This is a genomic window from Paenibacillus sp. 05T425, assembly GCF_056396205.1.
This window is the reverse complement of sequence record NZ_JBFTLA010000003.1, coordinates 74403-91733: the sequence shown is the minus strand read 5'-3', so window position 1 is coordinate 91733 and position 17331 is coordinate 74403. Positions and strand designations below refer to the sequence as shown.

Annotated in this window: 12 protein-coding genes; 3 read left to right on the top strand and 9 right to left on the bottom strand. The window is 48.4% G+C overall.

The window, feature by feature from the left end; genetic code table 11:
• Window positions 1-7: 7 nt before the first annotated feature.
• The 3 genes from AC1DF0_RS07250 to AC1DF0_RS07240 all read right to left on the bottom strand — a co-directional run bounded on the left by AC1DF0_RS07250 (window position 8) and on the right by AC1DF0_RS07240 (window position 4495).
• Window positions 8-982, bottom strand: a complete 975-nt coding sequence (locus AC1DF0_RS07250; RefSeq protein WP_477573715.1) for an ABC transporter permease — start codon at window positions 980-982, stop codon at window positions 8-10.
• Window positions 983-1091: 109 nt separating this feature from the next.
• Window positions 1092-2798 (bottom strand): type 2 periplasmic-binding domain-containing protein, encoded by a 1707-nt coding sequence (locus AC1DF0_RS07245; protein WP_477573520.1) that lies wholly within the window; start codon window positions 2796-2798, stop codon window positions 1092-1094.
• Window positions 2799-2923: 125 nt separating this feature from the next.
• Window positions 2924-4495, bottom strand: coding sequence for a response regulator transcription factor (locus AC1DF0_RS07240; RefSeq protein WP_477573519.1), 1572 nt, complete (start codon window positions 4493-4495; stop codon window positions 2924-2926).
• Between the two features lie 330 nt (window positions 4496-4825).
• Here AC1DF0_RS07240 and AC1DF0_RS07235 point away from each other — a divergent pair, with 330 nt between their 5' ends.
• Window positions 4826-5590 (top strand): AraC family transcriptional regulator, encoded by a 765-nt coding sequence (locus AC1DF0_RS07235; RefSeq protein WP_442049957.1) that lies wholly within the window; start codon window positions 4826-4828, stop codon window positions 5588-5590.
• A 196-nt stretch (window positions 5591-5786) separates the two neighbouring features.
• Here AC1DF0_RS07235 and AC1DF0_RS07230 read toward each other — a convergent pair whose 3' ends face one another.
• Window positions 5787-7310, bottom strand: coding sequence for a carboxylesterase/lipase family protein (locus tag AC1DF0_RS07230; protein ID WP_477573518.1), 1524 nt, complete (start codon window positions 7308-7310; stop codon window positions 5787-5789).
• A gap of 265 nt (window positions 7311-7575) precedes the next feature.
• Between AC1DF0_RS07230 and AC1DF0_RS07225 the strand changes: the two genes are divergently transcribed.
• Complete coding sequence (locus AC1DF0_RS07225) at window positions 7576-8733, top strand: family 8 glycosyl hydrolase (protein WP_477573714.1); 1158 nt, start codon at window positions 7576-7578, stop codon at window positions 8731-8733.
• Window positions 8734-8823: 90 nt separating this feature from the next.
• Here AC1DF0_RS07225 and AC1DF0_RS07220 read toward each other — a convergent pair whose 3' ends face one another.
• The 4 genes from AC1DF0_RS07220 to AC1DF0_RS07205 all read right to left on the bottom strand — a co-directional run bounded on the left by AC1DF0_RS07220 (window position 8824) and on the right by AC1DF0_RS07205 (window position 14983).
• A complete protein-coding gene (locus tag AC1DF0_RS07220; protein WP_477573517.1) occupies window positions 8824-10455 on the bottom strand; it encodes a response regulator transcription factor in 1632 nt (543 codons plus the stop codon).
• Entirely contained in the window at window positions 10430-12199 is a 1770-nt protein-coding gene (locus AC1DF0_RS07215; protein ID WP_477573516.1) for a sensor histidine kinase, read from the bottom strand. The genes AC1DF0_RS07220 and AC1DF0_RS07215 overlap by 26 nt, the downstream gene beginning before the upstream one ends.
• 72 nt (window positions 12200-12271) lie before the next feature.
• Window positions 12272-13918 carry an extracellular solute-binding protein gene (locus tag AC1DF0_RS07210; protein ID WP_477573713.1) on the bottom strand — a complete coding sequence of 549 codons (1647 nt, stop codon included), beginning with the start codon at window positions 13916-13918 and terminating at the stop codon, window positions 12272-12274.
• Between the two features lie 258 nt (window positions 13919-14176).
• Window positions 14177-14983 carry an alpha/beta hydrolase gene (locus AC1DF0_RS07205; protein ID WP_477573515.1) on the bottom strand — a complete coding sequence of 269 codons (807 nt, stop codon included), beginning with the start codon at window positions 14981-14983 and terminating at the stop codon, window positions 14177-14179.
• A gap of 138 nt (window positions 14984-15121) precedes the next feature.
• Between AC1DF0_RS07205 and AC1DF0_RS07200 the strand changes: the two genes are divergently transcribed.
• Window positions 15122-15943, top strand: a complete 822-nt coding sequence (locus tag AC1DF0_RS07200; protein WP_477573514.1) for an AraC family transcriptional regulator — start codon at window positions 15122-15124, stop codon at window positions 15941-15943.
• Window positions 15944-16143: 200 nt separating this feature from the next.
• On the opposite strand, the gene AC1DF0_RS07195 is transcribed toward AC1DF0_RS07200, so the two are convergent.
• Window positions 16144-17310, bottom strand: coding sequence for a glycoside hydrolase family 27 protein (locus tag AC1DF0_RS07195; RefSeq protein WP_477573513.1), 1167 nt, complete (start codon window positions 17308-17310; stop codon window positions 16144-16146).
• Window positions 17311-17331: the final 21 nt, after the last annotated feature.

The following is a 17331-nucleotide window of genomic DNA, read 5'->3' as shown; positions in this document are numbered from 1 at the left end:
TCCTGTTCTAGAATAGTCTTGCTTCGCCCATTCGTTTCGCAATATTGTTCACTACGAACAACAGGATGAAGCTGACCACTGTCTTAAACATGCCTGCCGCGGTGGAAAGGGAGAAGTTGCTTTGCGCGATGCCGTATTTCAAGACAAATATATCAATGTTCTCGGAATAGTCCACGTTCATGCCGTTGCCCAGCAAATATTGCGGTTCAAATCCCGAATCCAGCAAATATCCGATATTCATAATTAACAATACGACGACGACTGATTTAATGCCAGGCAGCGTAATGTACGTCATCTTCTGCAGCCGGTTCGCGCCATCAATCTCTGCCGCTTCGTACTGTGCGGGGTCTATGGTTGTCATAGCGGCCAAGTAAACGATTGTGTTCCATCCGATATCCTTCCATATCGAGCTTGCTCCGAAGATCGTCCAGAAGTATTCAGGAATGCCCAAAAATAAGATTTCATTTCCTTCGTTCACAAATCCAAGCCAAACCAACAGTTCATTAATGATACCGTCTGGCGACAAAGTCGTTTGGATGATGCTGGCCGCCACGACCCAAGAAATAAAATGCGGCAAATAACTAACCGTCTGTACGACCCGCTTAAAGGCTGCCTTCCTTAACTCGTTTAGCAGCAGCGCAAGGGTTATCGCCGTCAAGAAACCAAAAACAAGGTTAATGGTGCTCATCGCAAGCGTATTGCGAAGTACCCGAAGGAACCTTTCGTCCCCGAATAAAAATTCGAAATGGTGAAAGCCGATCCACTTCTGCTCCCAAAACCCGAGTGCAGGCTTGAAATCCTGGAAAGCGATCGTCCAGCCCCAAATCGGAACGTACTTGAATAGAATTAGCCATAACAAAAATGGCACAGTCATTATTACGAGCGCACGCTGCTGAAGCAGCTTCGCAAAGAACAGCTTGATTCCCTTCGGCTTCTTGTTTATTGGCGGCCGGCTCGTTGTCTGTATCGCATTGGACTCCATCATTTTCTCTCCTTCCGGTACCGAAGCATCTTGCCCTAACAATAGGAATAGGCCGGACACTGATCGAATAAAAATCGATATGTTAAGCCCGGCCTATCTCCGTCATCCTTTATTTAAGAGCTTCAACCTTCGCCTTGGCTTTCTCCGTCGTCCACTTCTCATAGCCGGCCGTATCAAGCTTGCCGAATTCTTTCATGTACTCTTCCCATATCGAGTCGAATTTGCCAGGATCGGCAAGGACAAGCTTAGGGAAGTACTTCTTCGTCAACTCGTCCTTTTTCGTTTCCCACATGATTTCCGGCGAATTTTGCTCCTTAGCGAAGCCCCATGCCGGATACCATGGGCGGAATACAGGCTTTGCGAACATTTGGGAATACGTCTGAGCGCCGTATTTGTCCAGGATTGCTTTATCCGCTTCCGTCAAGCTCGCTTGGAAATATTCAGGCTGAATGTTTACACCCTTGGCATTACCGTCAGACAGCGTAGAATTGGCTCCGTAGCTTGGCCAGTTCCAGCTATAATATTTAAAGCCGAATGTCTCGTTGAACGCTTCGTTGATTTTGTCGATTTGCTCCTGCGTACGGTAGAAACGGCCTTCTTCGTTAACCTCGTACGTTTCGCCTTTAATACCCCACGACGTCAGGATTTGGTTCTCTTCTTTCAACAAGTTGTCGAAATATTCGATAATGCGGACCGGATCTTTGGCGCTGACCGTAATGCCGATACCGCGGTTAGTAACAACGCCTGCTTCCGCATCGATGTAAGCGTCAGTAATGCTCTCGTCGAACGTAATCGGCAGCGGGAAGTATCTGTACTTATCCAGGGAAGGATCCTTGCGCGCATCATCCTTCAGCACGTTAAGCGCATTGTCCACTTGCCATTTGTAATCAAAGAAACCAAGGACGTTGTGCGACGTCAACTTCGCGATGTATTGGTCGTAGTTATCTACGAACGAAGCTTTGTCGAATAAACCCTTTGCGTTCAGGCCATTGAGCGTCTGCAGCCATTTTTTCGTGCCTTCGTCGCCTGCATACGTCTTCGCTTCCAACGTATCCGCGTCGATCATGACGTTGCCGTCGTTCGGATAACCCATCAAGTGCATCGGCACATTGGACGTTGCGAAGAATCTCCAGTCATGCGTAAGCGAAATGAGGCCTGTCAGCTTCTCGTCCTTATGCTTCGCTTCATAGTCCTCAATAAGCTTAATGTATTGGTCAAGCGTCTTAACGACCGGATAGCCCGCTTCCTCGAGCACGCGACGCTGAATCCAGAACCCTGAGCCCGCTTCAGGATCGGGAATAAACTCGCCTACCTGGGCGGCGATTGGTAGAATATATAGCTCGCCGTCAGCCGATCTCATTTGGTCGAGCGTATCCCCGTATACCCGCTTGATGTTCGGACCGTGCTTCTCGATCAAATCGTCAAGCGGAATGAATGCGCCGGCATTTATTACCTCTTCCATCGCCGCGTCCGGAATGAGCACGTCCGGATATTCGTTCGCCGCGATCATCGTGCCGATCTTCGTGTTCAAGTCGCCAACGAGAAACTCCAGCTTGAAGTTGACTCCGGTTTGGTCCTCGAGCATTTTGCCGATCGTCGTCTCGTTGGTGTTGCCGTCCTTGGATCCTGCCACTCCGTTATAGATCGTGTACGTTACCTTCTCCTTCGTCGGCTCCGATGCGCCCTCGTTATTACCGGTTGCGGCGTTCGTTGCAGATGGCTTGTCTGTGTTGTTGTTGTTGCCGGAGCAGGCCGTCACGGCGGACAGCGTCAAGGCAGCTGCCAGGCTGAGAAGCAATACTTTGTTTTTCTTCACTATTCTTCTTACCCCTCTCTCATCTAAATGTACGTACAACCTAAGTATAAAAGCGATTACATCGTTCGTTTACCCGCCTAACTGCATCGAATTCCTCACTAATTATTGATTTCAACCCGAATAAACTATTGCAGGTTTACTTTATTTCGATATTCGGACGGCGTCATTCGCTCCAGCTTATCGAATTGGGTAACGAAATAATCGGGATTGTTGAAGCCTACCCTTTCAGCCACCTCGTAGATTCGCATGTCCTTTATCCGAAGCAGCTTTTTGGCTTCCGCGATCCGCAGCTTTTGCAAGTAATCGTTAAAGTACAAGCCGTAACTTCTTTTGAAGAGCTGACCCAAGTAAGCGGGGTTCATGTAGAATTGACTGGCTATAATTTTCAAGCTAATATTTTTGCTGTAATTCTGATCCACGTACGTTTTGATTTTGTGCATTGTGCCCTTGCCATAGGAGCGATACAGTTCGCTTACCATAACGCCGGCCTCAAAGACAAATGCGGTAAGCAAGCGTTTGATTTCCTCCAGCGTAACGTTGTGATCATGCCAATTAATGACCGGCTCGAAGGAAGCAAGCTCGGTTTCATCCCCCTCCATGCCCCTAATCGTTTTGCAAATCACAAGCACGCATTGGACAATGCCGGTCTTGATTGCTTCAGGAGAATAGCGTTTACCGCGAAACTCCGAAAATAACGAGTCGATGACCTGTTTCATCTCGTACGAATCGTTCTCTTCGACCGCCTCTACCAGCCTTCGGCATATGTCGTCGTCCAATTGACTGTAAATTAGTTCCGTTCCGCTCACGTCCGAAGAGGCAATGACGCGATCGGTGCTTCTGTAATATTTGCAGCTCATTGCTTCCTTGGCACTTGTATACGACTCCTTGATACCACTCAAATGTTGGACGGTTGTTCCCGCATAGGCGCGGTACTCGAGTCCGAATTGCTCGTTTAACCGCAATAACAGAAGCTCCATAAACGCATGTACGCTGCCTCCGGCTTCGGAGAGATGCATACTCGTAACGATCAACCCATATGTTCGGCGATGCTCATAGAGAATCGGATCGGAAGCGCTTGGAGCCAGCTGCCGCACCGCAGCCCGAATACTTGCCCGCAGCTCATCCGTCGACGGCTGCTTCTTATCGCTCCATGGGTGAACATTGTTCAGCTCGATCAGCGTGTATGTAAACGTTCGAGAACCAATTGCCGTCTCATACCTCATCCAAGCATCCGCCGCGTCATCTACGGATTCTCCGCGTATGAGCGCTTCGATCTGCTTCTCGCTCAACAGCTTGCGTCGTCGCTCCTGAAGCTCTCGTTTCTTCGTCAGCTTGTCCCGCAGCTTGCCCAGCGCTTGAGCGATGTCGTCCTCGTCTACCGGCTTAAGCACGTAATCGAGCACGCCGAAACGAACGGCCTGCTGCGCATAGGTGAAGTCGTTATGTCCGCTAATAATGACGAATTCCGTATCAAGCTTCTCTTCCTCTGCCGCCTGGATTAAGGCAAGACCGTCCAGAACGGGCATCCGAATGTCGGTGATGACTAGATCGGGCATTTTATCCCGGATCATCTCAAGCGCATCCTCTCCATTGTCGGCCTCGCCAATGACCTGATATCCGTTTCCTTCCCAATCAATCATCCTTATAAAGCCTTTACGGAAATATATTTCATCGTCGACAATAATTACGCTATGCATGCAGGCAACCCTCTCTCTTCGAAAAATAGGAATCGCTTAGGAAAAACAGAAGCGGCGTTCTCTCCCTTATTGAACTCGAGGGACGACCGCCGCTTTCTTCATCGGATAACATTTTTATTTCTTAATTGCATTGCGAATAATCGTTCGGCCTCTCTCTTACATCAATTTATCGACTTCAAGACAAGTGCACAACCCGACAAACTCTGTATAATTACCTCTCTAATTCTAGTTTCTACGACTATCAGAGCTTCTTGCTAGGTTAGCACCTCATCTTATGCCTAACTACCTCGCTATGATATAATGTAGAAATGCTAACATGGAGGGGTACGGATGGCTCATATTTACTATGTTGAAAGCAATACTACACACGCAAGCAATTTTGTTATTGATGTGCCCGTAGGTTATCACTGGCTCCTTGTGATCACTAAGACTCCTGCGAAGTTTTGGGTCAATGGCGATCTTAAGGAATACCCTGCTCACAGCGCCGTCCTCTACCGCCCAAAGCAAAAAGTTTATTACCAAGCCAGTTCCGATTATTTCGTCAATGACTGGATCCGCTTCGAATCCAATGAATCTTATATTACGAAATCCTCACTTCCGCCCGGCGTTCCTTTTTCCATCAACGATCCTGACTATTGCCATAAGCTGTTTGAACTGCTAGTCATCGAGCATAACTATAATCGCGATTACAAGGAATCTTCCATCGACTATTTGCTCCGGACGCTGTTTAACAAGCTATTGGAATCCTATTCTCATGATGTCATTACGCCTCATTACTACAATCTATTAAAGATTCGCACAGCGATTCAAAACGATCCGGGAGACTGTTGGACGGTTTCGAAAATGGCGGATTATCTCCAAATAAGTCCGGGCTATCTTCAGAGCCTCTATAAGAAAACGTTTGGAATTTCCTGCATGGATGACGTCATTCAATATCGAATCCGATTAGCGCAAGAATATTTGATTCATAGCACCCAAAGCATTGTTGAGATCGCTTCCCGATGCGGATATCAAAATGTGGAACACTTTTGCCGGCAATTCAAAAAGCTGACAGGGTATACGCCAAGAAATTTTCAAAAGGCGGCCAAAACGTGATGTCCCCTGCAATTAAGGCAGCAACGGTTAATCCGTAGCAAAAGGCGATGCAGGCAAGCCTTCCCGGCTATACAGGTTGGCACCTTCCGGATTGTCAGCCCATGCATATCTCACCCTGGCGGGATCGGGAACTTGATCATCATGCGGGGCAAAAGGAACTTCATTTGATTTTGCATAAACGATGTCTCCTCAAACCTTAAGTGTTGTGTTTGAAATAGTGCTGCACAAGAAATGTCATGACCTCATTCGGTTGTTCCCTGGAAAACTCGGCCCGATCGGTAAACAACATCCCATATGGCGCTTCGGACGAATAGTGCTCCCATCGCGGCAGCTCCTCTCCTGTAGAATCCTGTCCGTTCGGATCTCCGGAACGAATGAAGTTAACCCAGTAATTGCACATCTGGCGGGCCAAATCGTAATGTTTGCCGACAAACGGTCTCCAGCATTTAGCAAGCGTCTCGAAGAAAAACCAAAGATCCACCGAGTGGAAGGTGCCGGGATTATCCCAGCCCGGTATTTCCGCGTCGAAATTATAATAGTACAAAGGGATATTAGCACCTGAGTCCGTATTAGCCTGTCCGGCAATGCGAATCGCATATTCGATGCCGCTTACCGATGCCTTTCTCACAATCTCCTCCAAATTGGCTGAACTGAAATCGACAAGCGCCAGAAACGTTTCGGCATCGTCACCGAACACGTCTTCTGCCATTTTCTTAAAGTCGTCAAGCGTCCCGGCATTCGGAACGCTGAAAAACTCGGAGGACGTATGACCGAACATGACCGGAACCATCCATCGCTTATTACGAAGGAACCGTTCAAACGGGTTACCTTCATTAAAGACCTGATCCGCGACGGTGCCCCAAAACCCTTGGTACTCCACAGCCTTGTCGCGAATATATACCGCATCCAGTTGCCGGGCTTCTGCAAGCGAAGAGACGCCAAGATACTCAAAAAACTTCAAACCGTCCTGTTCGGCTTCCGCCAAATCGCTCCGAAGACTGGGCATGAGGGTTCCCGGGTAGAGCTTCGTAAAGATTCCGCTTTGAATAATCGCCCTCTGAAAGAGTCCTTCGTTCTGAGGCGAAGTGAGCTGGCTCATGACGCTTCCGCCTCCGGCCGACTGTCCGCCGATCGTGATGTTGTCCGGATCTCCGCCAAAAGCCTCAATATTTCGCTTGACCCATCTCGTAGCCGCTTGTTGGTCGAGGTTTCCGAAATTAGCAGGCGCTTCTGGCGCTTCCGACGTAATTTCGGGATGGCATAAAAATCCGAATACATTCAAACGATAGTTGATTGTAACTACCACGATGCCCCGCCTAGCTATCCGTTCTCCGTCGAACTCCATTTCTGCCGTATGGCCAACCTGTAGTCCTCCGCCAAAATACCATACATATACAGGCAACATTTCATCGGTATGATTGGCCGGTGTCCAAACGTTCAGGTATAGACAGTCCTCATTCATGGCGATGTCCGGTTCCACTGCCCATTCTCGGGTATAGATGTTTTTTTCATCAAGCTCTTGCCTCACCTGCATCGAGATCGGCGCGAATTCGTATGCTTTGAGCACGCCATTCCAGTCTTTCGCGGGCTGCGGGGCACGCCAACGATTTTCCCCCACGGGCGGCGCGGCGAACGGTATCCCCTTGAAGCTCGTAATTCGGGGGTCGGCCGCCGGCAATCCCTGAACGATTCCGTTCTCAACCTTCACTATTCTAAGCATGCTTAACAACTCCTATCATGTAACAGATCAAATGCTCCATTTTGTCGGAAGCGTTTCCATTGTTAGCTTTGCCAAAACACTGTCTTGGAACAAAATATTATAATACGAGCCCTTATCAGACAATGACGTATGCGACTATTTCATTGATGTATCCTAATATGTAATGATTTCGGTTTAGCTCCTCCAGAAATGCTATAGTTTTTTAAGAAAACGCTTTAATTCCTTAACCAGCGGCCATGTTATGATGAGTTTTAATACGATAATAATGGAGGTTACGATCGTGTCCAATACAACTAAAGGGGCTTTCCATACAGCCGATTACAGGAATTTGTTCAAAGAGCTCGGATATTCCGAACAGGAAATACACGCCAGACTGGAGCAGGCTTGGAACGAATTATTTTATGGCCGTGCTGACTTGCGAATCTATTATCCTATGGGTGACGATAAAGGTTATCTCCTCGATACAGGCAATTCGGACGTTCGATCCGAAGGTATGTCGTACGGCATGATGATGGCCGTGCAAATGAACAAGAAGGAAGAATTCGACCGTCTCTGGAACTATGCGAAGACGTTCATGCAGCATACGGAAGGCCGCTACAAGCACTATTTCGCTTGGCACTGCAAGCCTGACGGTACCCGCATCTCCCAGGGACCGGCACCGGACGGGGAAGAGTTTTTCGCCATGGCTTTGATCTTCGCTTCGAATCGCTGGGGTGACGGACCGGAGCCGTTCGACTATTCCGAGCAAGCGAAGACGATACTTCGAGCGTGCATACATCAGGGAGAGAACGGCGAAGGCGATCCGATGTGGGATCCCGCTACCAAGCTGATTAAGTTCATACCGGAATCGCCGTTCAGCGACCCTTCCTATCATTTGCCTCATTTCTACGACTTGTTCGCGCTTCATGCGGACGAGCAGGATAGACGCTTCTGGAGGGAAGCCGCCGAGGCAAGCCGCGCTTATCTGCGAACCGCCTGCCATCCGGTAACCGGACTGTCGCCCGAGTACGCGAATTACGACGGGAGTCCTGCCGTACCGCAGCCTCACGGCGACTACCGGCATTTTTTCAGCGATGCCTACCGCGTAGCGGCGAACATCGGACTTGATTATGAATGGTTCCGCAAAGACCCGTGGCAAGTCGAACAGTCGAATCGCATTCAAGCGTTCTTCCGCGAAATCGACGTATCCGACTATCGCCGTTACACGATTGACGGGAAGGCATTCGAAGAATCTTCTCTGCATCCGATCGGCCTTCTGGCGACGAATGCAATGGCATCGCTTGCCGCGGACGGACCGGATGCCGCTCATTTTGTCCATTTGTTCTGGAACACCCCTTTGCGTACCGGCGAGCGGCGTTATTACGACAATTGCCTGTACTTATTCAGCCTTCTGGCATTAAGCGGAAACTACCGTATCTATTAACCGACTGCCCGATATAAATACAGAAAGCGGCGATCGACTCCCTTGCTAACATAAGGGGGCGATCGCCGCTTTCTTTTTCTATGGTCTCTATTAGCTGGTAGTCAGAGAATCACGATACTCCTGGGGCGTCATTCCCGTTACCTTCTTGAAGAACCGCGTGAACGAATGAGCCGCTTCATACCCGACTGACACGGCGACCTCCCTGACCTTCAGATCGTTGTCGCGCAAAAGCTCCTTCGCCTTTCTGGCCCGGCAAGTATCGATATATTCGGATAGATTAATGCCTCGTTCCTGCTTGAAGAAACGCGATAGATAGGAAGGATTGAAGTAATGAATTTCCGCCAGTCGCACCAAGGATAAATCATCGCTTAAGTGCTCGTCGATATACTGGCAGATCCGGTCGATCACTTGCGATGTTCTATCCCGATCGTCGCTCTGCTTGTAGCGGAAGATCGCATCCGCCGTTTGCTTCAAATAAACAAATCCATCCTTCATGGAGGCATGGCAATCGAGCCGCATCAGCTTCGAGTGGTCGTCGAGGCGATTTTGCAGACCCAGACGGTTTAAGCAAGAATACAGCATCAGGGCAACGGAATAGTACGCTTCAATCGATCGCTGCGCATGCTCGTTATATTGCAACGCTGCCATCGCCAACTGATCCCAATCCGCATAAAATTCGTCCGCCCGGCCCGCTTCCAAATGCGCTGCCATAATCTCCGCCTTGCGGCCCGGCACGAATGTTTCCTTGCCGCCGAAGCCGTTCATATTCTCGTCGCGATCCCGCAATATCATGGAAATGCCGTCGCCGATCTTCAACTGCTGCAGCTGGCGCAGCCTTTCATATTGGTGGGTGACCGTTATCCAATCGCAGCTTGCGCCGCTTATAGTCAATGTAATCTCTAATCCGAGCGACGTTAGGCAAGCTTCCTGGATAAGCTCGAGCACACCTTCCATATAGCGGATAAAGTCACCACCATGGATTCCGCTTGACTCTTTGGACGGCTGAATAAACCACATCAGGTCTCCATGCCTATCGACGATTCCGATGCTATCGGCGTGGTCCTTCAGATAGGAATCCCATACCGTTCTTGCTGATACAAGGAGCTTGCTTCTCTCCGTATACGTCATCCTGGGAGGGTAAGACAATCGAGCAAGTACAAGCATAACCGGATTCGTCGGATCCAAGCCAATATTCAGATGGCCGAATTCCTCGATGACTCGCGCTTGCTCTGCGCAAAGAGCGTCGCTTTCTTGCAGCAGTTGCCTCATGTAATCCCCTTGCGCCATGAATTCGTAAGCGTACTTCTGCTCGCGCGACTGCTCCAGCAGCGTGCTCTCGAGATTGCTGCGCTGAATGTCGAGCAATGCGCCCCGTACGGCCTCCGTCACTTTCGCATAGCCTTCCGTCTTCAGCAAATAACGGACATCAGGCATCTGGAAAGCTCTATACGCATAGTCAAATTCGCTATGACCGGTAAGAAAAATAACTTTGCATCTCGGCCAATACGTCAATATTTCTTCCGACAATTCCAGACCGTTTTTGCCCGGCATCGCGATATCGGTCATGACGATATCGATGCGCGTACGCGCCATCCAAGCGAGCGCTTCCTTAGCCGAATATGCTTTGCAAACATCCAATTGATCCGGCATGAGATTGCTTAACACTTCGTAGAGGCCGTCTGTAATAATTTCCTCGTCATCGACGATCAGCAATCGGTGCATCTCCATCCGCCTCCTTTGGATTGATCCGTATTTCGACTCGCAAGCCGTTCAACTTGCTTCTGGACAAAAATAAACCGCTGCCTTCTCCGTAAGTCAACATAATTCGGCGATGAATATTAATGATGCCCGTCATTTCATGCGCTTCGCCGTTGTTCGTCATTTGGTCGTTCAACGCTTGGATCATTGCATCGTCAATCTGACTTCCGTTGTCCTCGACAACGATCAGCCAATCCGACTCATGCCTCTCGAACGAAACGCGAAGAAAACCTTCCTCCGACATTTTCTCTAGGCTATGCTCGTATGCATTCTCGATGATCGGTTGAACAATAAGCCTTGGTACGCGAATTCGCTCCATTTCCTTCGGAAGTTCGTCGAATTGCACGCTGATACGCCTGGAGAACCGAAGCTTCTGGATCTCCGTATACATCCTGGCATGCTTGATTTCTTCGGATAAGTACACATTGTCTTCACCGTTGCGCGTAATGAACCTGAAATATTCGCCGAGCATATTGGTGAACAGCTCGATACGATCCGTATCGCCCGTCTTGGCTAGTGAATTAAGTATGAAAAAGCTGTTATATAGGAAATGCGGGTTAATCTGAGACTGAAGCTGCTTCAGCTCGGCCTTCTGCATCATGAGCTTCTGCTTGAAATCCTGGTCAATCAGCAGTTGCAATTTGTTCAGCATCTGATTGAATCGATCGTACAAATAACCGAATTCGTCTTTGTTCTCGTGTTCGATCTGGATATCAAGCGTCCCGCCTTCCATTCTGCGGAAGCTCTGAACAAGCAGCAGCAGCGGCCGATGAACGAGACGGTAAGTCGAGAGAGAATAGACAACGATCGCAAGAATCGAGGTTGCCGTAAACAGCCAAGCCCATTTATTAAACTTGTTCAGTGGCCTCTTCACCGTCTCCTCCGGCAAATAGGTCACTACCGCAAGGCCCAATTCGGATGATTCCGCTTTGTCGATATGGTAGGATCGTCCATCTGCTTTCAATAGCAAGGAACTTTCCTCCGAAAGTCGCTGCGCTTTCAAATATTCGTTCAAAATATGAGGTGATTTATCGCTGCCGAGCAGGGTGAAATTCGCCTCTTCAGCGATAAGAAAAGAGCCGCTTTCGGGATACACGCTCAATTGGTTCAGCGATTCCTTCAGCTTTGCCGTATCAAGCTCGATCTGAACGATGAAGAGCGGCTCTTCTCCCTTCTTCCCGCCGTACTTGGAGGCGCTAAGATGAAGCGAATCGCCCTGCCTAATCAAACGTTTGGCTCCGCTTCGTTCCGACAAAGCCCGAATTTGGTCATACCTTCCTTGTTCCAGATCGTGAACGGCATTGCCGAACGATAACGTTTTGCCAATCGAGGGGATATGAACGTATATATCCTTCATATACGCGCTGCTGTTCCTAATGGAAGTTAGCCGATGAACCAAATAGTCCATGCTCTCCTTCTTTTCGACGCTGTCCATCATCTCCCACGTTACCGCGACCTTCGTAAGCTCTCCCTCTTGCAGCATATCGAACTGCTGGACCTCCAGCCATTCAACCTCACGGTTCATGTCATCGAGATAAGAGGACAACTGCGCCAAGGTGTTCCTTGAAATGTCTTGGCTCGCGTTGGTATAGCTCCAATTATACAAATAAACGCCTAATATAATAATGGGTAGAATGACAACGAGATGCATGATGACAAGCCTAAGAAACAAGGCGTGGCGCATGGAATTGACAGGTATCTTGAGCAATCTTATACAACTCCTCGCAAGCAGCTTTGTCCGCGGAGCGAATAGGTGAGGTAGGCGATCGAAGCCTCGCGCTTACTGCGTCTTTCGGCCCTTCTCCGCGTACCATTCGTTAACCTCGGTCGTCATCTCCGTCCCGCCTAACCGATGCCACTCCTCGACGAAAAGGTCGAATTCCTCGATTGGCCGTCCGAGAATAATGTTCATGAACGTTTTGTTTTTCAACTCGTCCAAGATCGATTGCTTCTCGATGATCGCTTCCGTCGGAACGCCTACGAAGCTCTCGAACAACAGTTGATTGTTTTTTTCATATTGTCTGAATATCGAGAACGCTCCCTGCGGACCATAGGTACGTTCCCAGCCCCATCCTGTTATATCGTTTCTCGTGAGATAAGCATTGATGTTTTTCTGAATCGCTTTGGCTTCATCATGGAGAACGGCTTCGTCTTCCGTCGCCCGGAACTCCTCTAATTGCAGAAACGCCTCGTAATTTTTGAGTAAAGGAGCCGGAGTAACAGGCGATAGCTGCCACGCCGGGTATGGGGTGCTATAGTACGTTTCATATTCCGCCGTAACACCCCAATTTTTCTCCAGATGCAAATTAATCATCTTCACGATCGCTTCGGGATGCTGAACGCCCTTCTTGACAGCCAAAAATTGATTAGTCGCAAATCGGAGCGGTACCTTGGCAGGCTCCCCCGTAGCCGACACGATCGGATACGGCTGCCAGTCCGCAGCTGAGTCTTTCTCATAACTTGATTGAACGGTGAAGGAGCCCCATTGCTCCCCGTACATGATGCCTATCTTACCTTCCGCGATCAGCGCCTTTTCTTTGCGGCCGTCCTTCAAGCCGAATTCCGGATCGATCTGACCGCTATGGTACATGCCTTGAAGCACGGTTAGCGCTTGCTTCACTTCAGGCTGTACGGCTCCATTCACGAGCTTGCCGGTATCGTCCTCGAGCCAAATATTCGGATATGCGCCGTAACCGGCCATAAAGTCCAACGCACCCATGACGGGATCCCATAAATATTGCGTCAGTGCCAGCCCGTACGTATCATCCTTGCCGTTGCCGTCAGGATCGTTCTCTGTAAACGCTTTCGAAATCGCGAGCAGGTCGTTCATCGTCTTCGGAGGCTTAAGCTTAAGCCGATCCAGCCAATCGGTTCGTATCCACAAAAATTGGGCAGCCTCAATCGATGCCGATGTTTCAGGAATGGCCATCAGCTTTCCGTCTATCGTTGCCGCTTCGAACGGTCCGGTTCCTTCCTGACTTAGCACGTCCTTGGTGAACGGCGCCGCATACTGTTCATACACGTCGGTCAAATCCTGAATTAAACCTTCGTTCGCGAGCTGCCGCAGCTGCTGCGCATTCACTCTTACGATATCGGGAATGTTGCCCGATGCCAATGCCGAGCCTAACTTCTGATGATAGAGATCGTCTTTGGCCGTCCATTCGTATTTTACCCGAATGCCCAGCACATCCTCGTAAAGCCGGCTCCATCGATTATCCTCGAGAGTCTCTCCCGGAAAATTGCTGATCAAGTCGCTGAAATCTTCATTTACATTCCGAACGAGCGAAATCTCGATCGGAGGATTGTATTTGGTTAACCCCGGATCCGAATAGATCGCTTCTTCCGTGCCTCTCTTATCCGGTTCCTCAGTCGGGCGCTGATGCTCGCATGCCGCAATCGTCTGCACAAACATTACTACGGCAAGCATGATTGCAGCCTTGTTCCCTATTCGCTTCGGCACGATTACAACCCCATTTCCCAGCAACGCAATATTTATGCATAATTATCATTCTCCCTGATTAGCAGCAAAAAAATCAAGGTGCAATTATTGATAATGTTATCTAATATTTACTTCGAGTTAAGATAAGAGCTTGTGTAAAATAGAATCTGATTGCCGACCGCATACAAAAAAACACGCCGTGTATTGGCGTGTTTGAATGGCCCTCGTCATTCTGATAATGCTGCATTATTTAGAGCTTCGGTCTTCCAACGCCCATTCCAGCGCTTCTCCAATCCGATCGTTCCAGAAGTCCCAGGTATGAGCGCCCGCGGTTTCCTTATAAGTATGTTCGATCCCTTCGTCATTCAAATATTGATGGAATCGTTGATTGACATCGAGCAGAAAATCTTCAGAGCCGCAAGCCATATAAATATGAGGCATGTTCCCATTACCTTGCTTCAACCGACGAACTAGCTCCTCGGGATCCTTATCGCTGCCAAGCAGGGAGTTGAGGTCGCCGAATACACTTCTGTAATATCCGTAACCCGCTATGCCGTTATGATAACCTGGCTGAATATTCGCGATTTTGTACGGCAGAATTGCCGATGATAAGGCGATGATCCGGCCGAAGCGGTCCGCGTAATGGAGTCCATTGCGAATGGCCCCATATCCGCCCATAGAAAAACCTCCTATGATTGTGTCAGAGCGTTCTTGCGAGATGGGAAATGTTCGCCTCGTAAATTCCACAAGCTCTCGTCCGACATATTCGCCAAACCTCATTTCACTTTCTTCGTCGTCCAAATAAAACCGGTTTTCACCTGCGGGCATAAATACCGCAATGCGATGCCGGTCAGATAGCTCTCGAATACGCGAAAAGCTGATCCAGTCCGTATGGCTGCCGCAATAGCCGTGAAGCAGATAGAGCGCCTTAAGAGGCATACAGGCCGCGTCTTCTTGCCCAGAAAAAATAGGCTGATCGAGCGGCAACAGTGCATTAAACGTTACCTCCCTCTTCATGCATTCCGAAAAAAAGCTGATTTGCATCATAGCCATCGAAACATCTCTCCATTTCTTTCGTTATTTCATCGTGAACAACTATGCTTTGACGGGTTTTTGGCGTGGCCGGTTTTGCACTAAGATAAGTTAATCTATAGCTCCTTCTATCAAAATGAAAGGATATGGGTAAAGCCTATGAAATCAACTCCATTCTATCATTCAACTATAAGTAATTATTTGATTTGTAACTGCAATGGTTATAAACCTCCAAATCTGCATAAGTGGGGACCGGGTGTACGCGATATTTACGCTTTGCATTATATTGTAAGCGGAAAAGGAATTTTGGAGACGAGAGACACTGCTTTTCCATTAAAGGCGGGCGAGAGTTTTATTATTTTTCCACACACGGAAGTCTATTATTATCCGGATAAGCACGACCCTTGGGAGTATGTTTGGATCGAGTTCAAAGGCGATGAAGCGCAGCGGCTAGTAGCCTTGGCCGGTCTTGAACCAGAAAAACCAGTTGTCTCCGAATCTCCCGACAATCTGGAGCCTTATTTTCATATTATTGGGAATCCCCATGCAAAGCCATACGATAAAATACGTTCTGATGCCAAGCTTCGTCTGCTGCTATCTTACTACATGGAATATTACCCAAAAGAAGCGAACATTCGTCAGAACGATTATGTAGAAATAGCGAAAGAATATATTATGAATAACTATTGGAAACCGACAATTACGGTCACGGATATTGTGAATGTCGTAAATATAGAGAGAAGCTACCTGTTCCGCCTGTTCAAAGATGCTACCGGCATGTCGGTGTCCAACTATCTCACAACCTGTAGAATCCAGCGTGCTTGCGAACTATTGAAGTTCTCCAACTTGTCTATTAAATCTATCGCCTGCTCCGTAGGATACAGTGACCCGCTGTATTTCTCGAAAGTGTTCAAAAAAGCAACGTCATTTCCTCCTTCGGAATACATGACGTCGCTTGAGGCTGCTTGCACGGATATTTAACGAAACAGTATACAATTCCCTGATTCTCTATAGTATTTAATCAATTTGACTATAGGCTCGCGTCCACATTTTAGCTTTTGGCCAAGGCAATCGATACATAAAAAATCCTGTGCCGTTCTAGAGACAAGCTTCAAGTAGATGGCCACGTCGTCTGCCATTAGAGGGATCTGGCATGTTCTGCACATTCTGTTGTTGAACATTTACTTTACCAGCTTTGCTCGTACAACTAAACAATCATGCGCCGGCACCACAGGAGCGTATCGTTCTTTATATACACCTAGTTCCTTATGCTCCCAACAGTCATACAGAGACAACGAATATCCGGCAGCATAGGGGAGCCCGATATCCCAGAACTGCAGCGATAATTCTCTCTGACTATCGCTCAGGTTGAAAAAGCCAATGGCCAGATCGCCGTCGGATAACACTTTCACCAGCATAAAGACATCGTTCGTGTGGAACCATTGCGGCTCTGGTTTAATGCGGTAAGCACCGCGGCCTTCTCTATCTTGATTGATTGCGATGAGATCCTGGTTCATCAAGATATCCTTTGTTGCCGGAGTTGCATTGCGGATGTCACAGCCGATCATAAGCGGAGAACCCATCATGCTCCATAACGAAAAATGCGTTTTGTACTCCGTATCGCTGCAGCCCCCAATCTTGCTGCCAATAAAATCGTTATTGCTGCCGCCATACATACCGACAACCAGCATGTCCATATCGTTGTGACAATAGGAACCTGTATAACATTGTTTATCCAACTGCGATATCGTCAGATTTTTTATTGAATCCCAATGATCCTGTATATCCCCGGTCGATCGATACATATGAGCGCCCGATTCGCGGATCCACTGGTATACATGATCTTCCCCCCAATTGCAAGCGGAGAATAAGATGTCCCTCCCGCAGTTTCTCAGAGCGATACTCATTCGCTTATACAGTAATTCTCCCGAAATATGGCGCGGCTTGAAGCAGTAATCGTATTTCAAATAATCAACGCCCCACTCCGCAAACAACTGGGCATCTTGAAATTCATGTTCAAAGCTGCCTGGATATCCTGCGCATGTGTGAGTGCCAACACATGAATACATGCCGAACTTTAGTCCTTTGGCATGAATATAGTCTGCAAGAGACTTCATACCGCTAGGAAATTTGACAGGATCGACTACCAGGTTTCCGTTCTGATCCCGCTCCTTCAAGCTCCAACAGTCATCAATTACAATATATTCGTAGCCGGCATCCTTGTATCCCTCCGACACGAAGATGTCCGCAACATCCCGAATCAACTGCTCATTAATGTCCCAAGTGAATGTGTTCCATGAATTCCACCCTAAGGCGGGCGTCAACCCCAATTGCTTATGATTGTCCATTATGAATATTCATCCTTTCGC

Coding starts and splice junctions, on each gene's coding strand:
- AC1DF0_RS07230 (WP_477573518.1), bottom strand. CDS start 7,310: ATGCTTAGAATAGTGAAGGTTGAGAACGGAATCGTTCAGGGATTGCCG.
- AC1DF0_RS07210 (WP_477573713.1), bottom strand. CDS start 13,918: ATGCTTGCCGTAGTAATGTTTGTGCAGACGATTGCGGCATGCGAGCAT.
- AC1DF0_RS07220 (WP_477573517.1), bottom strand. CDS start 10,455: ATGCACCGATTGCTGATCGTCGATGACGAGGAAATTATTACAGACGGC.
- AC1DF0_RS07235 (WP_442049957.1), top strand. CDS start 4,826: ATGGCTCATATTTACTATGTTGAAAGCAATACTACACACGCAAGCAAT.
- AC1DF0_RS07195 (WP_477573513.1), bottom strand. CDS start 17,310: ATGGACAATCATAAGCAATTGGGGTTGACGCCCGCCTTAGGGTGGAAT.
- AC1DF0_RS07225 (WP_477573714.1), top strand. CDS start 7,576: ATGGAGGTTACGATCGTGTCCAATACAACTAAAGGGGCTTTCCATACA.
- AC1DF0_RS07250 (WP_477573715.1), bottom strand. CDS start 982: ATGGAGTCCAATGCGATACAGACAACGAGCCGGCCGCCAATAAACAAG.
- AC1DF0_RS07205 (WP_477573515.1), bottom strand. CDS start 14,983: ATGGCTATGATGCAAATCAGCTTTTTTTCGGAATGCATGAAGAGGGAG.
- AC1DF0_RS07200 (WP_477573514.1), top strand. CDS start 15,122: ATGAAATCAACTCCATTCTATCATTCAACTATAAGTAATTATTTGATT.
- AC1DF0_RS07240 (WP_477573519.1), bottom strand. CDS start 4,495: ATGCATAGCGTAATTATTGTCGACGATGAAATATATTTCCGTAAAGGC.